This window comes from Clostridium sp. 10cd*, from assembly GCF_044336395.1.
GTDB lineage: Bacteria > Bacillota_I > Bacilli_A > Erysipelotrichales > Erysipelotrichaceae > Clostridium_AQ > Clostridium_AQ innocuum.
The window spans coordinates 579347-601579 of the sequence record NZ_CP172347.1; the positions used below are offsets into that span (position 1 = coordinate 579347).

The 22233-nt window shown below is 44.0% G+C and carries 21 protein-coding genes; 16 read left to right on the plus strand and 5 right to left on the minus strand.

Annotation, left to right across the window (positions count from 1 at the left end; translation table 11 throughout):
* The first annotated feature begins 119 nt into the window (after nucleotides 1-119).
* From ACG3M1_RS02990 to ACG3M1_RS03005, 4 genes are all read left to right on the plus strand, one after another.
* Nucleotides 120-1412 (plus strand): NAD(P)H-dependent oxidoreductase, encoded by a 1293-nt coding sequence (locus ACG3M1_RS02990; RefSeq protein WP_008818418.1) that lies wholly within the window; start codon nucleotides 120-122, stop codon nucleotides 1410-1412.
* Between the two features lie 411 nt (nucleotides 1413-1823).
* Complete coding sequence (locus ACG3M1_RS02995) at nucleotides 1824-2807, plus strand: sugar-binding transcriptional regulator (RefSeq protein WP_002607195.1); 984 nt, start codon at nucleotides 1824-1826, stop codon at nucleotides 2805-2807.
* 28 nt (nucleotides 2808-2835) lie between these two features.
* The gene (gene srlE / locus ACG3M1_RS03000; RefSeq protein ID WP_008818419.1) at nucleotides 2836-4368 is read left to right on the plus strand and encodes a PTS glucitol/sorbitol transporter subunit IIB; all 1533 of its coding nucleotides are present in this window, start codon (nucleotides 2836-2838) and stop codon (nucleotides 4366-4368) included.
* A gap of 18 nt (nucleotides 4369-4386) precedes the next feature.
* On the plus strand, nucleotides 4387-4752 hold the full coding sequence (locus ACG3M1_RS03005; protein ID WP_008818420.1) for a PTS glucitol/sorbitol transporter subunit IIA: 366 nt from the start codon (nucleotides 4387-4389) through the stop codon (nucleotides 4750-4752).
* A 273-nt stretch (nucleotides 4753-5025) separates the two neighbouring features.
* Here the strand turns inward: ACG3M1_RS03005 and ACG3M1_RS03010 are convergent, their stop codons facing one another.
* From ACG3M1_RS03010 to ACG3M1_RS03030, 5 genes are all read right to left on the minus strand, one after another.
* Complete coding sequence (locus ACG3M1_RS03010) at nucleotides 5026-5742, minus strand: MBL fold metallo-hydrolase (protein ID WP_395814922.1); 717 nt, start codon at nucleotides 5740-5742, stop codon at nucleotides 5026-5028.
* A gap of 175 nt (nucleotides 5743-5917) precedes the next feature.
* A complete protein-coding gene (gene ispD, locus ACG3M1_RS03015) occupies nucleotides 5918-6592 on the minus strand; it encodes a 2-C-methyl-D-erythritol 4-phosphate cytidylyltransferase (RefSeq protein WP_100933834.1) in 675 nt (224 codons plus the stop codon).
* Between the two features lie 298 nt (nucleotides 6593-6890).
* Entirely contained in the window at nucleotides 6891-7193 is a 303-nt protein-coding gene (locus ACG3M1_RS03020) for a hypothetical protein (RefSeq protein WP_009270679.1), read from the minus strand.
* A gap of 238 nt (nucleotides 7194-7431) precedes the next feature.
* Nucleotides 7432-8235 carry a DeoR/GlpR family DNA-binding transcription regulator gene (locus ACG3M1_RS03025; RefSeq protein ID WP_021419625.1) on the minus strand — a complete coding sequence of 268 codons (804 nt, stop codon included), beginning with the start codon at nucleotides 8233-8235 and terminating at the stop codon, nucleotides 7432-7434.
* 20 nt (nucleotides 8236-8255) lie between these two features.
* Nucleotides 8256-9053 carry a hypothetical protein gene (locus tag ACG3M1_RS03030; protein WP_008818425.1) on the minus strand — a complete coding sequence of 266 codons (798 nt, stop codon included), beginning with the start codon at nucleotides 9051-9053 and terminating at the stop codon, nucleotides 8256-8258.
* 242 nt (nucleotides 9054-9295) lie between these two features.
* On the opposite strand from ACG3M1_RS03030, the gene ulaG reads away from it, so the two are divergent.
* The 12 genes from ulaG to ACG3M1_RS03090 all read left to right on the plus strand — a co-directional run bounded on the left by ulaG (nucleotide 9296) and on the right by ACG3M1_RS03090 (nucleotide 22202).
* Nucleotides 9296-10354, plus strand: a complete 1059-nt coding sequence (gene ulaG, locus ACG3M1_RS03035) for an L-ascorbate 6-phosphate lactonase (protein WP_022300013.1) — start codon at nucleotides 9296-9298, stop codon at nucleotides 10352-10354.
* Nucleotides 10355-10366: 12 nt separating this feature from the next.
* The gene (locus ACG3M1_RS03040) at nucleotides 10367-10822 is read left to right on the plus strand and encodes a PTS sugar transporter subunit IIA (protein WP_395814925.1); all 456 of its coding nucleotides are present in this window, start codon (nucleotides 10367-10369) and stop codon (nucleotides 10820-10822) included.
* Nucleotides 10823-10848: 26 nt separating this feature from the next.
* Nucleotides 10849-12321, plus strand: coding sequence for a PTS ascorbate transporter subunit IIC (locus ACG3M1_RS03045; protein WP_002607206.1), 1473 nt, complete (start codon nucleotides 10849-10851; stop codon nucleotides 12319-12321).
* 36 nt (nucleotides 12322-12357) lie between these two features.
* Nucleotides 12358-12657: a PTS sugar transporter subunit IIB gene (locus tag ACG3M1_RS03050; RefSeq protein WP_002607207.1), complete on the plus strand. Its 300-nt coding sequence runs from the start codon at nucleotides 12358-12360 to the stop codon at nucleotides 12655-12657.
* A gap of 120 nt (nucleotides 12658-12777) precedes the next feature.
* Nucleotides 12778-13803 carry a hypothetical protein gene (locus tag ACG3M1_RS03055; protein WP_008818428.1) on the plus strand — a complete coding sequence of 342 codons (1026 nt, stop codon included), beginning with the start codon at nucleotides 12778-12780 and terminating at the stop codon, nucleotides 13801-13803.
* 10 nt (nucleotides 13804-13813) lie between these two features.
* A complete protein-coding gene (araD, locus tag ACG3M1_RS03060) occupies nucleotides 13814-14521 on the plus strand; it encodes an L-ribulose-5-phosphate 4-epimerase (protein WP_008818429.1) in 708 nt (235 codons plus the stop codon).
* Complete coding sequence (locus ACG3M1_RS03065; protein ID WP_021419622.1) at nucleotides 14518-15363, plus strand: L-ribulose-5-phosphate 3-epimerase; 846 nt, start codon at nucleotides 14518-14520, stop codon at nucleotides 15361-15363. Before araD ends, ACG3M1_RS03065 begins: the two co-directional genes overlap by 4 nt.
* Nucleotides 15360-16172, plus strand: a complete 813-nt coding sequence (locus ACG3M1_RS03070) for a Cof-type HAD-IIB family hydrolase (protein ID WP_008818431.1) — start codon at nucleotides 15360-15362, stop codon at nucleotides 16170-16172. Before ACG3M1_RS03065 ends, ACG3M1_RS03070 begins: the two co-directional genes overlap by 4 nt.
* A gap of 605 nt (nucleotides 16173-16777) precedes the next feature.
* A complete protein-coding gene (locus ACG3M1_RS03075) occupies nucleotides 16778-18442 on the plus strand; it encodes an alcohol dehydrogenase catalytic domain-containing protein (RefSeq protein ID WP_242408730.1) in 1665 nt (554 codons plus the stop codon).
* Between the two features lies 1 nt (nucleotide 18443).
* Nucleotides 18444-19559 carry a hypothetical protein gene (locus ACG3M1_RS03080; protein WP_022300010.1) on the plus strand — a complete coding sequence of 372 codons (1116 nt, stop codon included), beginning with the start codon at nucleotides 18444-18446 and terminating at the stop codon, nucleotides 19557-19559.
* A 4-nt stretch (nucleotides 19560-19563) separates the two neighbouring features.
* The gene (locus ACG3M1_RS03085) at nucleotides 19564-21408 is read left to right on the plus strand and encodes a PTS fructose transporter subunit IIABC (RefSeq protein ID WP_009270676.1); all 1845 of its coding nucleotides are present in this window, start codon (nucleotides 19564-19566) and stop codon (nucleotides 21406-21408) included.
* A 53-nt stretch (nucleotides 21409-21461) separates the two neighbouring features.
* Nucleotides 21462-22202 carry a GntR family transcriptional regulator gene (locus tag ACG3M1_RS03090; protein ID WP_008818435.1) on the plus strand — a complete coding sequence of 247 codons (741 nt, stop codon included), beginning with the start codon at nucleotides 21462-21464 and terminating at the stop codon, nucleotides 22200-22202.
* The last annotated feature ends 31 nt before the right edge of the window (nucleotides 22203-22233 follow it).

Consider the following 22233-nt stretch of genomic DNA (forward strand, 5'->3'; position numbering starts at 1 on the left):
AAGGATTCGATGGATTGAATAAAGCAGAAGAACAGGAATTACGCAATCAATTTTTAAGGATAGAAGTAAGAAAATAACAGGATCTAATAGATAGATGAGAAAAAAGGAGGAAAACTGTTATGTTAAACATGAACAAAAAACTGGAACAAAGAGAAAAGGAAGGGAAAATTATCAAATGCGGTATCGTTGGTGCCGGTCAGATGGGCCGCGGTATGGTTACACAGATGGTGCTGATGAAGGGAATCACACCGGCTGTCGTATCTGATATCGACTTGGAGCTTGCTGTTCACGCATTCAAATATGCAGGGGTAAAGGATGCGGATATCGTTCGTACCAATGAGGTTGCGGAAGCTGATAAGGCAATGGATGAAGGGAAATATGTCGCAACTACAAATTCCAATCTGATTTCCCAGTGCCGCCCGGTAGAGGTCGCAATTGATGCGACAGGAGTTCCTGATGTAGGGGCAAAGGTCGCAACTGATGCAATTAACAATAAAAAGCATGTCGTCATGCTGAACGTGGAAACGGATGTAGTCATCGGACCTCTGCTTGATAAAATGGCAAAGGACAACGGCGTTATTTATACCGGAAGTGCAGGAGATGAACCTGGTGCTGTAATGGAGCTGTATGATTTTGCGACGGCAATGGGTCTGGAAGTTAAGGTTATGGGAAAAGGAAAGAATAACCGTATTGATAAAAACTGTAATCCGGATACGGTTCTGGAAGAGGCTACAAGAAGAAAGATGTCACCAAAGATGCTGTGCGCCTTTAAGGATGGTACAAAAACAATGGTGGAAATGACAGCGATGTCAAATGCGACCGGTCTGGTTCCGGATGTAATTGGCGGGCATGGTATTGCCAGTGATGTAAAGAGCCTGAATGAAACCTATAAACTGAAAGAGGATGGCGGTATTCTGAAGCAGCATGGTGTTGTGGAATATGTGAACGGAATTGCACCTGGTGTTTTTGTAACAGTTGCGACGGATAATGAAGAAATCGCATACCAGATGCAATATCATTCCATGGGACCTGGACCATTATGGACACTGTATCGTCCATACCACCTGTGCAATCTGGAAACTCCGTTAACAGCTGCCAAGGTTGTTATTGACGGGGAGCCTACCATCGTTCCGAAAAACGGTCTGGTTTCCGAATGTATTACTGTTGCGAAAATTGATCTGAAGGCGGGACAGACAATTGATGGTATCGGCGGGTATACCACCTATGGTTCCATCTGCAAGCATGAAGAGGCAAAGGAAAAAGGCTATGTGCCCTATGGTCTGGTCAATCATAAGGCAGTCATGAAGCGTGATGTAAAGAAGGGTGAACTGATCACATATGACGATATCGAGCTTGACACAACAACACTGATCTATAAGCTGCGTCAGGAACAGGATAAAATTTTCGGATAATTGTAGTATCTCACTGCTGATTTCTGCCTGACATACAAAGCTCTTATTTTGCAGGCGATTTATAACAACACATCCTCATGTACGGAATGTTTGTGAGTATCAATATAAGATTGTAGCTAAGCGGTAGTTCTGCTGTTTCTACAATCTTTTTTTGTTTACTGGTAGGCTTCCTGCATACCAAGGGGATAGAAACCGGTAGTTATTTTCAAGAAGGAAAAGGCTCTCAGACAGTTGTGGAAGCAAGTAAGATCAGGTCCTATCCTACCGGTCATGGACATCTGTTTTTTCTTGGAAGTCTGCTAGGGACAGCCCTTATTATCGCACTTGTTCAGATAAGAACATTGACGTCAATACATGATTGTGATACTCTTTTATTACGAAAGAAAACGTTTACAGAAAAGAGGAGCCTATGTGAAGAAAATCGTTGATGATGCCCGTCTGATTTATAAGTGCTGCTATCTGTATTATGTAGATGGCATGGGGCAAAGGGAGATTTGTGATGCAGTAGGAATTTCCCGTGCGACTGTTTCCCGCCTGTTGCGTGCCGGGAAGGAAACAGGTGTTGTGAAAATCGAACTGGAAAATCCGGATAGTGTTTTATACGGAGAGCTGGAGCGTAAAGTGGAGCAGCTGCTGGGACTGAAGGAAGTGCTTATCGTAGATGAGCTGGAGCTGGAAAGCAAGGCGGATCATCTGCAGCATGTATATGAAGAGGCACTGATGTATTTGTCCCGTATTATCAATAAAGGGGATACCATTGGTGTATCCATGGGAAAAACGCTGAGCAGTATCGTAAATGTAAAGAAAAGCGTAGATGAGGTGGATTGTACCTTTGTCCCGGTTGTAGGAGGAGTCGGTTCCCCTTATCAGATAGAGGAGGGGTACCATTCCAATGATATCGCGAAGGGCTTCGCCATGAAGTTTCATGGTAAGGCAATGCAGTTTTTTGCCCCGGCAATGTTTGATGATCCTAAGGTTATGCAGGGATTTTTGAAGGAGAAACCGGTTAGAGAAGTGGTATCGGTATTCAAAAAACTGAAGACTGTAATCATGGGAATCGGGACTACAACGGCAAAGGAACCGACACTTGTGAAATGCGGATATCTGACAAAAGAGGATTATGAGGAATTCAAACAGCAGGGTGCTGTTGGAGATATTCTTTTAAAGTATGTGGATGCAAACGGAAACAGCGATGCGTTTCGCTCCTTTAATGAACGTGTGATGGGGATGTCGGATGAAAAGCTGTTGAACGTGAAAAACCGCGTCGGGATAGCGGTTGGTGCAGATAAGGGGGAGGCAGTGTTAGGCGTTATACGCGCCAAAAAGGTGAACATTCTGCTTACGGATATCAGTTGTATACGAAGCATGATGTCCCTGCTGGGCGAAGAAATATGATTGCAATTGTGTTGAAAGGGGTATGGGAATGGATGCGTTTACCGATTTGACACAGGGGTTTTTGTCCATGTTTGAAACCGGGGGAGAAATTCTTTTGGGCTGGATGACAACGATTCTTCCGATGGTTGTCTGTTTAATGACGGCGGTGAGTGCGGTTGTGAAGCTGATTGGAGAAAGCCGTGTAGAAAGGATTACCAAATTTTTGACCCGCTGGCGCATTGCACGTTATACGCTTTTACCGCTGATGGCAATCTTATTTCTTGGAAATCCGCTCTGCTTCACATTTGGAAAATTTCTGGATGAGAAGTATAAGACAGCATACTATGATGCCTGTGTAAGCTTTCTGCATCCGGTTACGGGATTATTTCCTCATGCAAATGCTGCAGAGCTGTTTGTTTATATGGGAATCGCTTCGGGAATAACGCAACAGAAATTGTCGCTGTCCGCATTGGCAACCCGCTATTTTATGGCAGGACTTGTCATCATGGTACTGCGTGGTATCATAACGGAGCAGATATCCGTTTATTTGAATCAGAAAAAGGAAGGGCAGAAGCCAACGGAGGAAGCGGTTGCGGAGGAAAAAAAGGATGCCTTGAAACAGCAGCAGGCAGTGCGTGTTACAAAAGGAAGCGCAGGATGGGGTGGACCGCTTCTTTTACAGGCAGATAAAAGGAAGCATGTCATTTTATGTGTAAGTGGAGGAGGCATCCATCCGATTGCGCAAAGGCTGGCAGAGGCATGTCAGTGTGATGTAATTGACGGATTTGCCGCAAGCTGTCCGGATGAGGAGATTCTGGCGGCTGTGATTGATTGTGGTGGAACGGCACGCTGTGGTATATATCCCAAAAAGGGAATCCCTACCATCAATGTGCTTCCTACGGGACAAAGCGGTCCGCTGGCACGTTTTATGAAGGAAGACAATTATGTTTCTGATGTAGGTGAGGCGAACATAGAAATCCTCAACAAAGATACAGCCCCCACTACCGATCCGATGCAGGAACCGGAGTCGAAGATTTCTGCACAGCCGGCTTCTCATAAAAATGCGCTTCTTCGTGTTGGCATGGGAATGAGCCGTGTTGTCAGTACGTGCTATGCGGCAGGGAAAGAAACCATTGAAATGGTGCTGCGCAATATCCTTCCTTTTATGGCATTTACAGCAACCCTGCTGGGTATGATTCAGGTGAGTGGTCTTGGCAATTTTATCGCAAATTCCATTGCACCCCTTTGTGCAACCCTTCCGGGAATGCTTCTGATTTCTCTGATCTGCTCCCTGCCGGTGGTATCTCCCATCCTGGGACCCGGTGCTGTCATTGCTCAGGTTGTGGGAGCGCTGCTGGGAACGCAGATTGCCCTTGGAAATATACCGGCGCAATATGCATTACCTGCATTATTTGCTATCAATGCACAGGCTGGCTGTGACTTCATACCGGTTGGATTATCGTTATGTCAGGCGAAAGCGGAAACGGTTGAGGCAGGTGTACCCGCCGTATTATACAGCCGTATGATCAGCGGACCTCTTGCTGTTTTTATAGCTTATTTCTTCAGTATCGGGATGTATTAGGAAAAGGAGCGAGTGATGATGAAATATGATACCAGAATTAGCGGATGGGGAGAATGTGCGCTTGAATTTTTAAATGAGGATTGCAATTTTCTGATCATTTTCAATGAAACGGCACCACAGGAGCTGGCGGATATCTCTGTATTGCATACCGTTGCCATGCTGCAGGAAGAACCCTGTGTCGGAGATACCGTGCAGATTTGTGATGTATCCTATACGATTACGGCAATTGGCTTTGAAGCACTGCATACATTAAAAGAGCTTGGACATTGCTGTTTATCCTTTTCCGGAAGTACACAGGCACTGCGTCCGGGGAATATAGAGCTGAAAGGACCTGTATTCACAGAGAATCACCTCTACAAAGGCGGACGGCTTCAAATCCTGTAAAAGATCATATTGAATTTCAAAGAGAGCGTGAACAACTGGTATATGTTCAGGCTCTTTTTCCATATGGGTTCGGACAAGGATATCAAATAGTCTGACAGCATTTGAGAAAACTCCTCATAGTAAAGAATACTTCGGATATACGGATTCAACTATGCTGTTAACTGTATGATATTATAGGAATGTGAGACTTTCACTGAACAGCATATAAAGGATACGAATGAAAGGCTGCTTCTTTCTGTTAAGTAGGAAACCATGATGGGCAGGATGTTGATTTTACTGTTTTCGAGCATTCAGATTCATCGAGTGAATCCCCTGTGTTTCTTCTGAATCAAACTGCATGGCTTCATTGCCTGAAAGCGCATGAATATATGCCAGCGTATCCCGCACATCGGCTTTTGTCAGCTGTAAGGTATGTCCTGCATAGAAGTGTGTAACAGGTAAGGTTAAGAAATATTCCAGTGTCTGCCTATACTCTGAAAGAGAGGATCCTTTTATTTGAATCAACGGCTTTTCCAGTGTATCTCCAACAAACAAAGCATTCAGCGTTTGATCATAGACACTGATTCCATCCAGGGTGTGTCCGGGTGTATAAAGCAGCTGAAGACCGTCTGCCATCTGTAACTGTTTTCCATCAAAGCAGTGATTTGGTAAAGTCAGCGTTTGTGTTCCTTGAAAATATTTCTTCTGTTCCTGCAGTTCTCTTATACCATGGCGCTGTATCATGGTTTTACAGAGCTGATGAGCATAGATTGGACAATGAGAAAAGCTGTAATTTCCCCATATATGATCAAAATGATAATGGGTGTTGATCACAACAAAATCTTTTCCCGGATAATCCGCTTTTATAATATCCATAAAGGTGGAACCGCAGAAGGTATCAATGATATAGACCTTATCATCTCTTTGAAGAGCATATACATAGGTTTTATAGGGGGTTAGTTCCATAAATTCATAGGCATACAGTGATGGATGTATCATATGTTTTCTCATATACGGTGCCTCCTGTTTCTTTCGTACCATCTTTTTTTCATGTGGCATTGTTTTCTTGTATTTAAACCGGTATGTGATCATTTCACAGTGCTGCGATCAGTAAGCAGGCAGAATACTAGCTGTTTGAAAAAAGAAGCCATTCTATGGTTTATAGAATAAGACTTCTCATGTTTTTTTATGTATTTTGTTCCTCATGAAGCAGATGGATCTGTTTCAAATCACGCTGTGTGGTAACTTTTATATTGTCATAGCTTCCTTCTACAACCTTTATTTTTGTATCTGAGAACAATTCTGCAAGCATAGCATCATCACTTGCGACAATCTCCGGATGCTTTTTTGCTTCTTCATGACATTTTTTGATCAGCTCCGTGTGAAATGCCTGCGGTGTCTGCGCACTCATATAATTGGAACGCTCCGGTGTATGAACGACATAGCCGCCCTTCACTTCCTTAATGGTATCGATCAGCGGTACCATCAGTAATGCGGCATCCTCTGTTTTCAATGCAGCCTTTAAAGCTTCCAGATGCTTCGTTGTCAGAAACGGTCGGACACCATCGTGAATCATGACGAATTCGGTATCTACTTCCTGCAGACCGAGATATCCGCTTTCCTGTCTGGTTGCCCCACCAGGTACATAAACGATCTTCTCACTTTGAATAATTTTTTCAAATTCCTCCTGTTCATGTGGAGAGATCGACATGATGATTTTCGCACAATCTGCGTCTTCCAGAAACGGTTTCAGAGTCTGTGTGATGATTGGAGCATTTCCGATTTTGTAAAATACCTTGTTATAGGTCAGGCCGGTCCGCGTACCTTTTCCGGCCGCAACAATAATTACACTATAGTTCATGGCAACATCATATCATATATGGAAAAAAAGTAAATATAAGTCAATGGAGAAAAAGAGAAAACAGACCAGCAAAGGAAGTGCAGGGTACTTGTGTGTGCGAATGTTAGAGTGTTCTCTACCTAATAAGGTTTTTTTTGAATACTGTTACAGAACATATCCATTTGGTAAATTCTCTTTAGCTTCCTACATCCAGCGATATGATGCAATATAGATCAAATCGATGTATCGTATTTTTTTCCTTGTATAACAAATATAAAACACCATCTTGGCTAAATGACCAAAATGGTATTACGTTACGCTATTTTCTTTTGAAAAAACCATCTTTTTGTAAATCAAGCTTGTTCTCATACAACATATCGAAAATATCTTGACCAGGAACACGTTCTAACTGATATCCACTTTCGCTATATATTTGAAAACATTTTTGATTTCTATGCAAAGCCATCCACGAATCAAAAAATACTTGTGCATATTCCTTACTCATATGCAAATAGTTTTTTGCCAGATAAAATGAAGCTAATGCACTAACACAGTCAATGCTTTGGTTTGACATTACGGAACGTGCTTTGCGGTCGTCAGAACAGAAAATATACAATTCCATAATACTCACTTCCGAATATGTCAATTTACTTCTTATATTATTAAACATTTACTTCCGGTATTGCTGCTGTTTTACTTCAGAGGATACTTTGAAGTAACATCCTACGAACAGGTTTGTTACCTAAGTGCTGCATAGAACCTCCACATCACGCATACATACTCATACAAACAACAATAAGCCCCATTTACGGGACTTATGTGAGTGTATAAGTGTAAGTAAGCAAAGAAATAACTGTTTGTTATCGCTTTGTGAAACTGTCCGCAATATGGGTTAACGGATCCAGTGTGACCGTTTTAACGCCTGCCTCCTGAATTGCCAGAAGTTCTTCCTCAGGCGCAAGATGATCAGTGATCAGATAATCGAATGACTGAATCATTCCGCTGATGAAACTGTGGTTGGTTCCGATTTTTGTATGGTCAGCCAGAATAAAGGTTTCACCGATACACCGGGTGATCATGACCTCATTGATAGCAACCTCCTGCAGGATCGCTGTGGTCATACCACTGGCAACACTGAATCCGCTGCAGCCGAGAAAGGCTTTTGTTGCTGATACCTTGTTCAGATTATTCAATGCAAAATCACCGACCATGCTTTCTTTCGGAATGCGCAGCTCACCACCGCTCAGACAGATGCTGACCATGGGGTCATGGTCCATGAATATCGCTTTGCCGTTGTTGGTGATAACGGTGACACGCTTGTTCTTGATATACTTCAGCACAAGCAGTGCAGTTGAGCTTGTATTGATAAATATCGTATCACCGTCCTGTACATACTGTGCGGCATATTTTGCGATGGCATGCTTGTACTGTTCGTTAGAGAGCTGTGGGTCATCGTTTTCCACAAAATGCTGAATCAGCTTGGCACCGCCGTAATAGCGCTCCACTGCCCCCATTTCCTCCCAGAACTGCAGATCACGCCGTATGGTCAGCGGTGATACCTGCAGCTCCTCTGCCAGATCCTCGACCGCAGCCCTTCCCTGACTCTGAATCTTCTGCATGATTTTATTGCGTCGTGCATCCACGACTGCCTTATTCATTTTCATATTGTATCCCCTGTTTCATTTCACAAACGATGGAAGCAGGCACCTGCCTCCCTGCTGCTGGACAGCTGTTTCCCTGTTTCCATAGCCTTTGTAAACATTATAACTGCATTTTCCTTATCATTCAATTCTTTGTAAACTTTTCCAAATTCCGTATAATACTGCGCCATTTCCCGATTGTTCATATATCTGGTATCAATCTGCTTGAACTTTGCCAGACTTTTCTTATAATCCTTCATACAGGAAAGATACACTGCCTCGATAAACTCCCAGTTATACAGAGGAGAGACCTTGCTGCCCTTGATTTTGGTATCCTTCAGCTTCATGACCTCCGGATACCAGTGCTTTACCTTTGTTCGGTTCCCCAGCTTATAATAGGAATAAAAATAGGTATAATTGCGAATCAGCAGATAATCAAGGGAGGAGCGAAAGGTTTTCTCATTGCTTTCCAATAGCTCGATGCAGGTCTGTGGTTTTCCAATATCCTGATAATACAGAGTATCAAAGATCAGCTGCGTTGTCCGGTAGCTTTTCATGAAATCCCGCTTTTTTAATATGTTATAATAGTGTTTCGCAAGACCTGCGTCACAATCCATATTCAGTGCCGTAATCATTTTCTGATATAGAATCCGCAGATATTCCGCCCAGAGTGCTACCCCCATAAAGATGATCAGAAGCAGACCATAGCATATCTTGCCTTCCGGGCTTGGTTCCTGAAGCAGCTTATATAAGGTATATATTGTGAAGAATGCATAGATGGCAATGGTGATGATACGGCGTGTTGTTTCACTGAACGTGAGTCTTGATAATCCTTTTTTCATATGTCTGCACCTCTTTTACAAATACATTATATGTTCTTTATGAATGGCTGTCAATCATATAATTCATAAAATAATTCATTTATTCATGGTTATATGAATTGTAATCGCACACATTTCTCAAATTGTTCATATATTTTATGAACTGTTCATTTAAAACTATTGCCAATTGTTCATGAAATGTTTATCATATGGGTGTACAAAAACAAGCGGCGCGCTCAATTAAGAAACTGGAGGAATATGCAATGAGTCAAGTAGATGAAATTACCAGAGAATCCTGGATTCTGGGAGCTTTTCCGGAATGGGGAACCTGGCTGAATGAGGAAATTGATCAGGAGGTCGTAGAAAAAGGTACCTTCGCCATGTGGTGGATCGGCTGTACCGGCTTATGGATCAAGACAGAGAACAATACCAACATTTCCATTGATTTATGGTTTGGTAATGGAAAGCGTACAAAGAAAAACAAAGAGATGGCGAAATTCCATCAGATGCGCAATATGACCGGAGGGAGAATGACACAGCCGAATCTGCGTGCTGCGCCAATCGTATATGATCCCTTCGCTGTGACACAGGTGGATGCTGTATTATCCACTCATTATCATAACGATCATATCGATCCGTTCTATGCAGCAGCTGTCTTGAAGAACTGTGATGCTGCCGTACCGTTTATCGGTCCGCAAAAGAGTGTGGAAAAATGGCTGAGCTACGGCGTACCGAAAGAGCGCTGTCAGGTTGTAAAGCCGGGGGATGTGGTGAAAATCAAGGATACACTGATCATTGTTGTGGACAGCTTTGATCGTACCTGTCTTGTTACCAATGATGAGGACATACGCGGTAAGTGTCCAACCGATATGGATGAAAAAGCCGTCAACTATATTATAAAGACACCAGCCGGAAGTGTTTATCACAGTGGAGATTCTCATTACTCCACCTATTATGCAAAGCACGGCAAGGACTACGATATTGATGTTGCATTAGGCTCCTATGGGGAAAATCCGGCAGGAAATCAGGATAAAATGACAAGCGTGGATATCCTGCGTATGGCGGAAGCACTGAACTGCAAGGTCGTTATTCCATTCCATTACGATGTATGGACAAACTTCAAGGCAGACCCGCAGGAAATCAATATGCTGTATGAATACAAAAAGGATGTTCTGGATTATAAATTCCATCCGTTTATCTGGGATGTCGGTGGAAAATATGTGTGGCCGACAGATCAGAACAAGCGCCAGTTCCATTACCGCAGAGGCTTTGAGGACTGCTTTACGGATGAACCGAATGTTCCGTTCCGTTCCATATTATAGGAGGTAAAGCGCATGCTGAAGGAAATCATTGGGAAAGGCTACTATTCCTTTGAACAGCACTTTGATGACTGGCAGGAGGCAATCCGTGCCGGTTATCGTACGCTGCTGGAAGCGGGAGTTGTAGAAGATATCTATGTGCAGGCAGTTATTGGCTGTGTAAATAAATACGGTCCCTATATCGTTATCGTACCGGATATCGCCATGCCGCATTCCACAGAAGGGGCAAAGGGGTGCCATGGCACTGCCATCTCCTTTATGAAGGTGGAAGAGCCTGTGGATTTTGATAAACAGGACCCTGACAAAAAAGCAAGACTGTTTTTCTCCCTTGCCGCTGTCGATCATGAGCAGCACCTGCATAATATTCAGGAGCTCATGGATGCCTTGATGAACGAGGAGCTCGTCAATGCATTACTGGAAGCGCATACAGTTGAGGAACTGCAGCAGGCAGCACAAACATACGAAGCATAAACCAATATAAAGAGAGGGAAAACTTTATGGATTTTTTAATGAGTATCTGGAGTTTCTTCGCAACAAATATTCTGACACAGCCGGCGTATTTCATCGGGCTCATGGTTCTGGTCGGATATCTGCTGCTTAAGAAACCGTTATATGAAGCATTCGCAGGCTTTATCAAGGCAACCGTCGGGTATATGATTCTGGCAGTCGGATCCGGCGGACTGGTCAATAACTTCCGTCCGATTCTGGTCGGATTGAAGGACCGCTTCAATCTAGATGCGATGGTCATTGACCCGTATTTCGGACAAAATGCAGTTACAGCAGGGCTTGGGGAACGCTTTGGCAGAACCTTTTCACAGGTCATGCTGCTGCTGTTGATTGCGTTTATCATGAATTTACTGCTTGTTCGTTTAAAGAAATGGACAAAAATGCGTGCTGTATTCACGACAGGACATGTACAGATGCAGCAGGCTTCCACCGCTTTCTGGCTGATTCTGTTCTGCTTTCCAACACTGGGAGATACACCGATTCTGATCCTCATGGGTCTGATTCTGGGCCTGTACTGGGCAGTCGGCTCCAATCTTACCGTTGAAATCACGCAGGAGCTTACCGAGGGCGGAGGCTTTGCCATCGCTCACCAGCAGATGTTCGGTATTGCAATCTTTGCGAAGCTGGCAGATAAGCTGAAGGGGAAATCCACCAAGCGTCTGGATGATCTGAAATTCCCGGGCTTCCTGTCCATCTTTAATGAAAATATGGTGGCAACCTCCATTCTGATGTTCCTGTTCTTCGGAGCGATCCTGCTCGTGCTTGGCAAGGATTATCTGGTCAGCATGGAGTTCATGAAGGCCGCTGATAATTTCTTCTTCTACATTATGACCACGGCATTGAACTTCGCTGTCTATCTGGCAATCCTGCAGCTTGGTGTACGTACCTTTGTTACCGAGCTGACAAATTCCTTCCAGGGTATTTCCAACACCTTCCTGCCTGGTGCAGTTCCGGGCATCGACTGTGCAGCGGTATTCGGCTTTGGAAGCGCCAATGCAGTTACGGTCGGCTTCTTGATGGGAGCGCTTGGTCAGTTCCTTGCCATCATGATTCTGCTGCTGATGAAGAGTCCGACACTGGTTATCGCAGGGTTTGTACCGGTCTTCTTTGACAATGCGGTAATCGCAATCTATGCGGATAACCGAGGCGGTATCAAGGCAGCTATGCTGTTCCCGTTTATCTCCGGTCTGATTCAGGTATTTGGCTCAGCTCTGATTGCCGGAGGTGTCGGTCTTGCGGCATATGGCGGTTATCTTGGAATGTTTGACTGGGCAACCGTATGGCCGTTATTCACCGTCATCATGAAATTCCTCGGATACTTCGGTGTCGCGATCGTTGTATTGATTCTGCTTGCAATTCCACAGCTTCAATATCGCAAGCATCCGGATACGTACTTCCTGATTACAGAGGATTATGATGAATATCTGGAAAAAATGAAAGAAAAAGAAGCGCAAAAGGCGTAAAATAGAAGTGACATAATCAATAAAGGAGAGATAACAATGGCTGGAAAACTGAAACTGCTGGTCTGCTGTGGAAATGGTGCAGGCACAAGTATGATGATCAAATTAAACGTTGAAAAGGTAACGAAGAAGATGGGGCTGGGTATCCAGGAAATCCGTCACTGTGCGGTATCCGAAGGAAAATCTGCCGCAGGCCAGTATGATATCGTTCTGTGCTCCAAAAACTTTGTAAGCATGTTTGCGGATGCGGAAAAACGTGGCACAAAAATTGTCGGACTGAAAAATGTAATGTCCGCAAAAGAGATTGAAGAAGGGCTGGCAGCCGCTATAAATAAGTAAAAAAGAATAAGCTGCCCAGTGCAGCTTTTCTTATACGCAAAATTCGTGAATTTAACGAAAAATCTATAAAATTAACGATAAAACGTTCTATATGAACATACAGAAATGAGGGCTTTGACAATGAAAATCACAAAGAGAAAACTGGATGAAATCCGGCGCTGTTACTGTGCTGCCAGCATCCATATGAATCATGAGAATCACATTATCTATGCCAGTGAGGATCCGGATGTGATGTGTGAAATGTTTTCGGGAAAGAGCTTTGAGCATAAGGAGACGATCTGGAAAAAGGCCGGGGGCTGCATGTCCATCATTCCGATTCCCAATCGGGAGGGGGAGTTTCTGGCAGTGCAGGAATTTTACCTCAAGGTATCCCCATCTCTCTCCAAAATCGTGTGGGGGAAATATACAGAGGGCGGCTTTGTTATAAAGGATGTATTACAGCTGCCGTATATTCACCGCTTTGATATCTATCATAAAAACGGAGTGAATTATTTTATCGGTGCCACCATAGCGACTGCAAAGCAGAACAAAGAGGACTGGAGTGTTCCCGGACGCATCTATGTCGGTGAGCTTCCTGAGGATTTGAACGAGGGTATACAGATTGAGGTCCTGATGGACGGGCTGTATCGCAATCACGGCTATTATCGGGATGCACAGCATACCTGCGGATATTTCGGAAGTGATCAGGGAATCGTTAAGGTCGCACCGCCTGCGCACAGAGGCGGACAGTGGCAGGTGGAATACGTGCTGAGCGGTACCATTGGTGAGATTGCTGTGCTGGATATTGATGGAGACGGGGAGCAGGAGATTATGACGATTGAGCCGTTCCATGGAACAGAGATCCATATTTATAAGAAGCTGGAGGGAAGCTATCAGCGGGTATATACGTATGAGAATGAGATTGACTTTGCCCATACGCTGGTGGGAGGCACCCTGCGTGGCGTACCGACCTTTCTGGCAGGTGTGCGTCGAAGGGATGCGGAGCTGTTTTATGTGCAGTATAAGGACGGCGCCTTTGTGACGAAAGAAATCGATCGTGGCGTGGGTCCGGCAAATCTGTGTCTGGTTAATGAAGAGGACCGCGATCTGATCGTTGCCGCCAATCATACGGCGAATGAGGCAGCGGTCTATATCGTAGAGGACTAGGAGGTATACGATGCTGGAAGAACTGAAAAAGAGGGTACTGGAGGCAAATCTGCTGCTTCCCAAGCATGGACTGATTACCTTTACGTGGGGAAATGTATCGGGAATCGACCGTGAGCAGGGCATGATTGCGATCAAGCCAAGTGGTGTGGAGTATGATGACATGAGTGCTGAGGATATCGTTTTATGTGATTTGGAAGGAAATGTGGTGGAGGGAAAGCTAAAGCCGAGCAGTGATCTGATGACACATCTTGAGTTTTATAAGAACTTCCCAGATATCGGAGGAGCTGTGCATACGCATTCCCGCTGGGCTACGGCATTTGCACAGGCAGGTAAAGCGATCCCTGCGCTGGGAACGACGCAGGCGGATTATTTTTATGGAGATATCCCCTGTACAAGACAAATGAGTGAGGCGGAAATCCATGGAGAATATGAGCTGGAAACCGGACATGTAATCGTGGAGACCTTCAAGCAGAAAAATATTGATCCAAACAGTATGCCGGGGGTGCTGGTACACAGCCATGGACCGTTCAGCTGGGGAAAGGATCCGTTTGAGGCAGTGCATAATGCCGTTGTGATGGAGGAGTGCGCCGCTATGGCATTTGTGAGTGTGATGCTGCAAAATGGAAGTGCACAGCCGATGCAGCAGGTATTGCTGGATAAGCACTTCAAGCGCAAGCATGGTCCCAATGCCTACTATGGACAGGGGAGCTCCTCATGAGAGCATATGAGCTGGGACAGTATGAGAAATCTATGCCAAATACCCTGACATGGAAGGAAAAACTGCAGCTATGCAGAGAATTCGGCTTTGATTATCTTGAAATGAGTGTCGACGAGAGCGACGAAAAGCTTGCACGGCTGCAATATACCAAGGAAGAGCGTGAGGCTATTGTGCGGGCCATGGAGGAAACCGGTGTGCGGATTCATTCCATGTGTCTGAGTGGACACCGTAAGTATCCTCTGGGACACCCGGATGAACATATACAAAAAAAGGCTCTTCAAATCATGGAGGCTGCTGTACAGCTGGCAGACGATTTGGGAATCCGTATCATACAGTTGGCAGGCTATGATGTATACTATGAAGAGGGCAACGAACAGACAAGGCAGAATTTCATCCGCAACCTGAGACATTGTGTGGAGCTGGCAGCGAAAAAGGGAATCCTGCTGGGCTTTGAGACGATGGAAACACCGTTTATGGATACGGTGGAAAAAAGCATGCACTATGTTCAACAGGCTGCTTCTCCATATCTTGGCGTATATCCGGATATGGGAAATTTGAAAAATGCGAGTCTGCTTTACGGGAAGGATGTAAACGAAGATATCCGGACGGGAAAGGGTCATATCGTGGCGGCACATTTAAAGGAAACTATTCCCGGTCATTATCGTGAAATACCGTTTGGCAGTGGTCATACGGAGTTTGTGGAAAACATAAGAGAGCTGAAGCAGCAGGGTGTACGGATGTTTGTAGGGGAATTTTGGTACACGGGAAATTCAGATTGGCAAAAGGTATGCACGCATGCCTCTGCCTTCCTGCGTGATAAGCTGGATCAGGTCTTTGTATGAGCAGCTTTGCAGATCTTCGGCTGATTGTTGCCGATTTGGATGGCACACTGCTGGATGATGAAAAGCAGTTGGATGCCGGAATCGTTGATGTGATAAAGGAATTGGAGAAACGCGATATCATGTTCACACTGGCAAGCGGGCGCAATATTCATATTATGCAGCCATATCTGAAGGAGCTGTCCCTGCAGCTTCCCTTTATCGCAAATAATGGGGCGAATATGTTTCAGGGAGATGCCTGCATCTATGAGAAAAGCATGGAATCTGAAGAGCTGGCATTTGCTTTTCAGCAGCTGCAGCAACAGGATATTCCATGTATTGCTTACACAGACGATGTTGTTTTTACAACCACACTGCAGGATGCGCGGCTCCAGTTCTTTCTGAACCGGCTGCGTGGAAAAACAAGGATGAAGCAGGCAGTCGATTATCGGGATATGCTGGGGCATGCTATCTTCAAGGTGGTTATGGTCGCAAAGAATGCGAATGTGATGGAGCCTGTTTTGCATACGATCAATGCGCATTGTGAAAGCCTGCATGCTGTACGCAGTGAGGATGATGTATACACGATCACGCATGTGGATGCGACAAAGGGAAAGACGCTGGTACGACTGATGGAGCTGCTGCATGTACAGCCGAAGCAGACGATGGTGTTTGGTGATAACTTCAATGATGCGACAATGTTTTCCACAGCCGGAATCAGTGTTTGTATGGAAAATGGTCAGTCAGAGGTAAAGGAAATGGCGGATTATATCGCAAAGCCGAATACGGAGCAGGGAGTCAGTCGGTTTTTGAAGGAATATGTGTTAAGGTAGGAAATATTGAATCTGATAAAAAGGTTCGCAGGATAAAATTATCGTGCGAACCTTTTTGTGTCTTATATACTTGTGAAGAATTTGGGTATTAGGAATTGAAAACTGGTTTTAGCAATGGTGATTTGAATCTGTTTCCCTAGCAGGCTGTATTGCGGAATATATAATTCAAATGAAATATGAATTGTTCATCACAGAGTATTTTAAAGAAGACCTTAAAGAATTAAAATAATGGATTTCATTGACGAGCTGACGCTGATATATTACAGTCTTGAAAAAAATCTCTTTCAAGACTCAATCATACTTCAAAGGGGCCATATAATGTGTGCCTTTTTTTTGTATGACAATTAACACGTTGTTACTAAAAATTTATGATGCTCCATGACCTTTATTTTGTAATGTATTACATCATTGTGCATAGTAATCAATAATTTAATAAAAAAGAATTGACAAAATACATCATAACGTTATAATGAAAGTATAAAGAATATAACGTTATAACCAATGCAGTGATTAAAGACGTGTTTGATTCAAACAAAGGTACATTGGCAATGCGTAGCTCTATGCTTCTAATAAATGGCAGGTAGAAATGGAAAGGAAATATGGATATGAAAAATAAGGTTTGGTATTACTTGGGACAGGGAATGGCATCCTTCGGTATTCAGGATACATGGATTGAAGAGGAAAAGATGCAGCCAAAGCCGGATGAGGTATTGGCCCGGATTGATGCTGTAGCGATTTGTGCATCCGATATCAAAATGATTCGCATGGGAAATAAATATCCGTTATTCAAGGATAGAAATTTTCAGGAAAACCCAGCAATTCTGGGACATGAGCTGTCTTTAACTATTGTACAGGCAGGCGCAAATTTGAAAAATGACTGGAGGCCGGGAATGCGTGTTGGCATTCAGCCGGATGTATATAAGGAACAGCTTCGCTACTGTATTGGAGTGAATGTAGAAGGCGGTATGCAAACGTATATGCTGCTGCACGAATCTGTTTTTAACTCTGATCATGGTGTTACGATTTTTCCCGTAAAGGAATCTATCAGCTACGCCTCCATTGCACAGCTTGAGCCGAATGCCTGTGTGGAAGCCATTTATCGTCCGTTTGCACGAGAGCACTTCGCTGCAGATAAAGGTCTGTTGATTTATGCGGCAGATGATATCAGCTACTATGATCTGGATATGGATTTATGGCATAAGCGTATCTGCCTGTGTACAAACACTGCCAATAAGCTGGAGGTAGCCTGTGCGTTAGAAACGAATTCTTTGCAGGAGGCAAAAGCATTCTTCAGTGGTGGTTTTGAGGATGTGCTGATTTTGGGGAATCCAACCACTGAGATTCTGGAAGAAATCATTGCACATTTATGTAATGATGCAGTGTTCTGCTGGCTGGCGGATAAAAGCAGCAACCAGATGGTATCCTGCGATATTGCGCAAATCCATTACAGCAGAATCAGCTTTTTAGGAACAATGACAAAACGACTATCAAAGGCTTTTGAGAAAGAACGACTCACCCATGAGTTGAAACCTGAAGGCTCACTACTCGTTATGGGGGGAGCCGGTGCTATGGGGCGTATCCACACCTTGCGGGCTCTGATGAAAAGTGATGGACCATCATTGATTGCAGTGACTGCAAGAGGGCGTGCAAGACTTGAGGTACTTTTGGATGATTTTTCGGATATAGCGTACCGCAATGGTAAAAAACTGCTTGGTATAGCAACGGATGAATCGGATTGGAAAATAAAGCTTCAACAGGCAGCTCCCGCTGGTTTCGATGATGTTGTTATCAGTGCGCCGGGTACTGACCCGATTGAAAAAGGGCTCTGCTTTCTAAAAAAGAACGGCAAGCTGTATCTGTTCTCCGGTACCAGCTACGGCAATTTTACAGAACTGCCGCTGGGAGCGGTAGTGACGCATGGAGCCAGAATACTGGCAAGCAGTGGGTCTACTGTTCAGGATGAGCTTGCAGTACTGAAGCGTGTTGAGAATAAATCTATAAATCCGGATTGCAACGTGGTGGCTGTGGCAGGAATGAATGCGGTTAAGGAAGCGCTCATTCAGGTAGCACAGGGGATATATCCCGGTAAGGTCATCCTATATCCTCAGCTGGAGCATTTGCCGCTTATTGCTTTATCTCAGCTGGATCGTATAGATGAAAAGCTGGCAGCCTATGTCGCAAGCTACGGCTGGGATCGTACTGCGGAAAAGTTGTTGTATTATGCATTTGGGCAATCTGATTGTCTGTCAACAGAAGAGAAGGGAGAATGAAATGAAAGAAAACATGGTTGTACATTTTGGGGCAGGTGCATTAGGCAGAGGACTGGTCGTACCGCTTCTGAGTGAAAGCGGGAAACAGGTCGTACTGGCAGAAACAAATGAAACGCTTCTGACGCAATTCAATCAAAATAATGGATATACACTTCATATTCGTGATGAGGAGTCCAGAGATGTATTTATCAGGATTCTGGATGCCTGTTCTCCCGTGAAGGAGAAAAACAAACTTCTGGAATGGCTGCGGGAGGCGGCAACTGTAACTACATCTGTTCGCAGAGAAAATCTGAAATATGTTGCTCCTGTTATATGTGAAGCATGGGGAAATCAAAACAACAAGCAACGTTGTGTGATCTGCTGTGAAAATGTAGAGGGGGTTGGCTCTTACTTCAGGGAATTATTGTTATCCTTCGCCAGGAATGATGATGAAAGATGTCGCTTGAATGAGGTTCAGATACCGGATACGATTGTCGATCGAATCTGTGCAGCAGACCAAAACTTTGAAGTCACTACCGAAACCTTTCATGAATGCAGTGTTGATAAACATGTTACTGCGGATACCAGAATAGCTTTGATTAATAGTACGGACAATATCAGAGGACATTTTTATCGTAAACGTTATCTTCTCAATTCTTATGCGGATGCCATTTCCTTTCTCGCACTGGCAAAGGGAAAAACATATCTGTATGAAGCGGCTCAGGATGAAGCCATACAAAAGGAGGTGCTACCTTATATGAAACTGCTGATGAAGCTGCTTCATCAAACCTATGGCATTGAGCCAGAAGAATCTGATATGTGGTTTAATCGCTATCAGCAACGGCTTTCAAATCCAAGTATACCAAGAGATTTGCACTCTGTCGCAAGAAACCTATGGACAAAGCTTACTATCGAGGAGCGTTTTGTACAGCCGCTGTTACAGCTTCGGAAGAATGGCACGAATATTGATGAAGGTATACAGTTTTTGAATCATTTGATATGTTCAGAGAATATGCTGAGAAAGCATCCGCTGTCACAGCAGGAATTATTGGCAGGTCTACATGAATTATGGGGTAATCATGAGGGAGGAATGCAGTTGTATGAAGCGTTGAAACAAACGCAAATTCAAGTGAGGTAATCATATGAAAGAAACCATTGAAAGAAAAAATATCATCATCACGAAGAACATTCAAAACAAAGAACAGCTATTTCACTATCTTGCGGAATACATGGTATCTCAAAAGGAAATTGACGCTAAGCATCAGGAGGCATTTGAACAGGCACTGTGGTCAAGGGAACAGCTGTCTGTAACCGGAGTGGGAAACGATGTTGCTATTCCTCATGTACAAAAGGAATTTATCACCCGACCAATTGTAGTATTTTTAAAATCAGAAACACCGATTGCATATGAAAGCATAGAGGGAGACAGCGTGAGGCTAATATTTATGATAGCCGTACCTGAACATGCAAGTGCAAAGCACCTGAATTTTCTGGCAGAGCTGAGCCGAAAGCTGATGGATGACGATTTCCGAAAACATCTGCTTGAAGCCTCCGATGTAGATGCATTGTATCATATAATATCCGAGTGGAAAGAGAAAGGGATAACGAAAATGGAGAGTAAAGGAAAGCTGCTGGCTGTAACAGCATGTCCGACAGGAATTGCACATACCTACATGGCTGCAGAAAATATAGAAAAAGCTGCTAAAGCGATGCATTATGAAATTAAAGTAGAAACAAACGGTTCTTCCGGGGCAGAGAATGTGCTTACGCAGAAGGAAATACAAGAGGCTGATGCTATTTTGATTGCCGCGGATACTAAGGTTGCTATGACACGTTTTCACGGAAAACGTGTTTATCAAACAACTGTTTCACAGGGAATCAAGGAACCGGAAGCAATGATCGCACAGGCTTTGAAGGCACCGTTGTTTGAAGCGGAAAAAGAAGAAGCGGTCAATATCCAGGGTGGAGCACATGGCATTTATACGCATTTGATGAGTGGTGTATCCAACATGATTCCTCTTGTTGTTGGAGGCGGTATTCTGATTGCTATCTCTTTTCTGTGGGGCATAAACTCCGCTTCTGCAGATAGTGAGCAATTTAATCAGCTTGCGGCCTGGATCAAGCAGGTTGGAGATGCGGCATTTGGCCTGATGCTTCCTATACTCGCTGGCTATATTTCTTACAGTATTGCAGATCGTCCCGGATTGGCTCCAGGTCTTGTAGGCGGTATGCTTGCATATAACGGAGGCAGTGGATTTCTTGGCGCTCTGGTGTCCGGATTTCTTGCCGGTTATGTTGTATTGGGCTTGAAAAAGCTTTTAAAGCCATTACCAAAATCATTGGATGGTATAAAGCCGGTTCTCCTGTATCCGCTCATTAGTGTATTTGTCGTTGGAATGTTGATTGTTGTATGTCTGAATCCTGTTATGAGTGAAGTGAATGTACTGATTACAAATTTCTTGAATGGCTTAGGCGGAACGAATAAAATACTGCTCGGGCTTGTTCTTGGAATGATGATGGCTGCTGATCTTGGCGGGCCAATTAACAAGGCAGCTTATGCGTTTAGCATTGCTATGCTGGAGGCAGGAAATACGGAAATTATGGGTGCTGTCATGACCAGCGGCATGGTGCCGGCAGTCGGTGTAGCTCTGGCAGCGACAATATTCAAGAAGAAATTCAATGCGGAGCAGCGCGATGCCGCAAAGGCTAATTACATTATGGGACTGTCCTTCATTTGTGAAGGCGCAATACCATATGCAGCCGCCGATCCGAAGGTTATCATACCTTCTATTATCACCGGAGCGGGAATAACTGGGGCGCTGTCCATGCTGTTCAATGTCGGAGTGCCTGCTCCTCATGGCGGCATCTTCGTTACACCAGTCGTATCAAATGTGTTTATGTTCTTCCTTGCTATTCTGATTGGAACTGTGGTTACAGCAGCGATGATTGGCTTTTTGAAAAAAGATTTACCGGAAAATCAGCGATAATATGTTTCGCTTGGGATATTGAAATGATATAATGATATACAGGTGGTGGTATCATGGAAAAAATTAAATTGAACCAAGATGCTGGATCAATGCCTCTGTATAGTCAGATTAAACAAATAATCCTGAATGATATTAAAAACGGGGTATATCGGCTCAATGAAACGATACCTACAGAAAAGCAGCTTCAGGAAATTTTCGGTGTCAGCCGTATGACAATACGCCTTGCTATAGATGCATTGGTTGCAGAGGGGTATGTTGTGAAGGAACGCTCAAAGGGAACAAGAGTGATTTATCCAAAAATTACGGAGAGTCTGAATGAGGTTACGAATTTTTCACAGGAAATGCGAAATAAAGGTATTCAATACAACATTCATTCTGTGGAAGTGACGATTGTCAAGGCTGGAGAGGATATCGCTAATGCACTGCAAATTGAGGAAGGCGTGAATGTTTTAAGACTGCATCGTGTGTATTATGTAAATCAGGAGCCGCTATGCTCCATAACTTCTTATCTTCCTGCAGCTTTGAATCTGTCTGTCGACGAGAATGTATATCGATCTTCTTTATATGAATATCTTGAACGTGAAAAAGGTATTCGTATCACAAGCGTGTATGAGGATATTGAGGTTGGCTATGCACATGCTCCTATCAGTAGTGAACTGCAGGTCGCAGAGCACACGGCATTGCTGCTGAGAACGAGAACTTCTCTGGATCAGAGCGGAAAACCTGTAGAATATGTTCGCTCCTATTACCGTGCAGAAAAATATAAATACTCACTCACGTTTGGTAAAGCATAGATATACAAAGCACATGTTTCTATGTGAATCT

Bases quoted from the DNA above. Each gene is read 5' to 3' on its own strand.
- ACG3M1_RS02990 (WP_008818418.1), top strand. From the start codon at position 120: ATGTTAAACATGAACAAAAAACTGGAACAAAGAGAAAAGGAAGGGAAA.
- srlE (WP_008818419.1), top strand. From the start codon at position 2,836: ATGGATGCGTTTACCGATTTGACACAGGGGTTTTTGTCCATGTTTGAA.
- ACG3M1_RS03005 (WP_008818420.1), top strand. From the start codon at position 4,387: ATGAAATATGATACCAGAATTAGCGGATGGGGAGAATGTGCGCTTGAA.
- ACG3M1_RS03010 (WP_395814922.1), bottom strand. From the start codon at position 5,742: ATGAGAAAACATATGATACATCCATCACTGTATGCCTATGAATTTATG.
- ispD (WP_100933834.1), bottom strand. From the start codon at position 6,592: ATGAACTATAGTGTAATTATTGTTGCGGCCGGAAAAGGTACGCGGACC.
- ACG3M1_RS03020 (WP_009270679.1), bottom strand. From the start codon at position 7,193: ATGGAATTGTATATTTTCTGTTCTGACGACCGCAAAGCACGTTCCGTA.
- ACG3M1_RS03025 (WP_021419625.1), bottom strand. From the start codon at position 8,235: ATGAAAATGAATAAGGCAGTCGTGGATGCACGACGCAATAAAATCATG.
- ACG3M1_RS03030 (WP_008818425.1), bottom strand. From the start codon at position 9,053: ATGAAAAAAGGATTATCAAGACTCACGTTCAGTGAAACAACACGCCGT.
- ulaG (WP_022300013.1), top strand. From the start codon at position 9,296: ATGAGTCAAGTAGATGAAATTACCAGAGAATCCTGGATTCTGGGAGCT.
- ACG3M1_RS03040 (WP_395814925.1), top strand. From the start codon at position 10,367: ATGCTGAAGGAAATCATTGGGAAAGGCTACTATTCCTTTGAACAGCAC.
- ACG3M1_RS03045 (WP_002607206.1), top strand. From the start codon at position 10,849: ATGGATTTTTTAATGAGTATCTGGAGTTTCTTCGCAACAAATATTCTG.
- ACG3M1_RS03050 (WP_002607207.1), top strand. From the start codon at position 12,358: ATGGCTGGAAAACTGAAACTGCTGGTCTGCTGTGGAAATGGTGCAGGC.
- ACG3M1_RS03055 (WP_008818428.1), top strand. From the start codon at position 12,778: ATGAAAATCACAAAGAGAAAACTGGATGAAATCCGGCGCTGTTACTGT.
- araD (WP_008818429.1), top strand. From the start codon at position 13,814: ATGCTGGAAGAACTGAAAAAGAGGGTACTGGAGGCAAATCTGCTGCTT.
- ACG3M1_RS03065 (WP_021419622.1), top strand. From the start codon at position 14,518: ATGAGAGCATATGAGCTGGGACAGTATGAGAAATCTATGCCAAATACC.
- ACG3M1_RS03070 (WP_008818431.1), top strand. From the start codon at position 15,360: ATGAGCAGCTTTGCAGATCTTCGGCTGATTGTTGCCGATTTGGATGGC.
- ACG3M1_RS03075 (WP_242408730.1), top strand. From the start codon at position 16,778: ATGAAAAATAAGGTTTGGTATTACTTGGGACAGGGAATGGCATCCTTC.
- ACG3M1_RS03080 (WP_022300010.1), top strand. From the start codon at position 18,444: ATGAAAGAAAACATGGTTGTACATTTTGGGGCAGGTGCATTAGGCAGA.
- ACG3M1_RS03085 (WP_009270676.1), top strand. From the start codon at position 19,564: ATGAAAGAAACCATTGAAAGAAAAAATATCATCATCACGAAGAACATT.
- ACG3M1_RS03090 (WP_008818435.1), top strand. From the start codon at position 21,462: ATGGAAAAAATTAAATTGAACCAAGATGCTGGATCAATGCCTCTGTAT.